Origin of the sequence: Dietzia sp. Cai40 (genome assembly GCF_014145165.1) — a bacterium.
Classification (GTDB): Bacteria; Actinomycetota; Actinomycetes; order Mycobacteriales; family Mycobacteriaceae; genus Dietzia; species Dietzia natronolimnaea.
In genome coordinates this window covers 1-1,678 of sequence record NZ_JAALEB010000480.1, presented here as the reverse complement: position 1 = coordinate 1,678, position 1,678 = coordinate 1, and the positions used below count along the sequence as shown (strand labels likewise).

3 protein-coding genes are annotated in these 1,678 nt (G+C 69.1%); all 3 read right to left on the bottom strand.

The genetic code is table 11. The features are described from left to right. Positions 1 to 224: 224 nt before the first annotated feature. On the bottom strand, positions 225 to 521 hold the full coding sequence (locus tag G6022_RS16145) for a hypothetical protein (RefSeq protein ID WP_182640196.1): 297 nt from the start codon (positions 519 to 521) through the stop codon (positions 225 to 227). Positions 522 to 658: 137 nt separating this feature from the next. Further along, entirely contained in the window at positions 659 to 1,282 is a 624-nt protein-coding gene (locus G6022_RS16140; protein ID WP_182640197.1) for a hypothetical protein, read from the bottom strand. Between the two features lie 90 nt (positions 1,283 to 1,372). After that, positions 1,373 to 1,621 (bottom strand): hypothetical protein, encoded by a 249-nt coding sequence (locus G6022_RS16135; protein ID WP_152129165.1) that lies wholly within the window; start codon positions 1,619 to 1,621, stop codon positions 1,373 to 1,375. Positions 1,622 to 1,678: the final 57 nt, after the last annotated feature.

Genomic DNA, 1,678 nt, shown 5'->3' with positions numbered 1-1,678 from the left:
TGGCGGAGCCGGCGCACCCGCAGGGTGCCGACCTTGACGCCGGGAGTGGAGCGCCAATGATCGGCGTGGCAGGGAAAGAGGGCCTCCCACCGGTTCGCCCCAGCGGGCTCGTGGGTGCTGTGACCGCGTTGGGGCTGGCGTTCGGCAGGCGCCAAAGGGCGTTGCACGCGGGAGCTGGGGCTAGAACCATCACCCCGGTCGGGCAGATGGTTCTTTTCCTGCTCTTACTGGCTCGTCGGTTCGTCCAGGTCGGCGGGTGCGGGCGAGTAGTGCCCGATCCCTTCGGCGGTGAAGTAGCCGCCGGTGTAATGGCCGTCGTCGGAGAACATTCCGTGCGCCAGCGCGTAGACCTGGGCGGCGAGGTCGTCGGCGTCGAGATTTCCGTCGGTGTCCATGTGCGGGGTGAGGATGGCGCGGTGCCCGTTGATTTCGGCAGGGCGTGCTCGGTGGTCGCCCGCTCGGGCGTGGCTGAGAGCCTTGCGGGTGACGTCGTCGAACGTGCCGCTGATCGGTTCGGTCATGCTCGTGAGGGTGCCACGTCCGCTGCGGGCCGAAGGCCCGCGGAGAACGTGTGCGGCCTCTGCTGTGGATTGCGCGGGGGGTGTGAAATGTAGCGGGAGGCTCGCCCTTCTGGGCGAGCCTCCCGTGTCGGTGTCGGTCACAGGATGGTGAATCCGGTGAAGCGGTAGCGGCCGTGGTGGTCACGGACGATCGTGGCGGCCAGGGCGCGGTACCGGGTCCCCCAGGTGATGATTGCCGGGACGTAGAAGGTGGTGCGGCGGGGCTCGCGGACCGCCTGGGCGTGCTGGCGACGGATGGTCACGGTGGTGTTGGTCTGTGCGGCGGCGACGCAGTCGGCCGCGGCGTTGATACCGGCCAAGCCTGCGGCGGTGGCGAAGTGGCGGTCGAACAGGTCGCGCAGTCGTCCACGGCGGCCGTTGACGACGGCGAGTGCGACGGTGAGCATCTGGTGAATCGCCGCCCACTCCTGGCGGGTGGGGTCGAATCCGTCGCCCTCCGCGATGTCGGGGCGGTTCGTGCGGGGCGGCACGGTTTCGGCTTCCGTGCGCTGTGCGCCGATGGTGGCGACCATTTGGGTGAGCCACTCGCGGGCCGTGTGGGCGTCGACGTGAAGGCGGGACAGCTCGTCGTAGGCGGCGGTGATCTGCTCCCGTGCGGGTTCGAGCAGCCCGTTCGCGGCGCTCGGATGCGTGGGATTGGCGGTGCTGGCGGGCTCGATGCTGGGCAGTGCTCGCACCGTGAAGTCGGTGTCTGTGCTCATGGTGTTCCTCCTTGGGTTTCCGGGGGCGGTTTGCCCTCTCGGGGTGGGTCCGATCTACCGGCCCGCCGTGGGGTGGGCCGGTAGCGGGATTCAGTCGGAGCCGATGACGAGGCCGTCGACGCAGGCGATGCAGCAGCCTCCGGCGGACGCTGCGGTGATGATTTCGTTGCACATGGCGCAGCGGCGGGCCGGGTGGGCGAAGGCCAGGCGTCCGTTCTCGTAGTGCCACAGCATCTCGGTGCCGTCGTCGGCGTGCATGAGGCGGATCTCGGCCTGGATGAGGCGGTCCTCGGTCTCGAGCGTGAAGGCGTCGAGCACGGTGCCGGACTCTGCGGTCATGGTGTTCCTCCTTGGGTTTCCGGGGGCTTCCTGCCCTCTCGGTATGGCTCCAGTCTA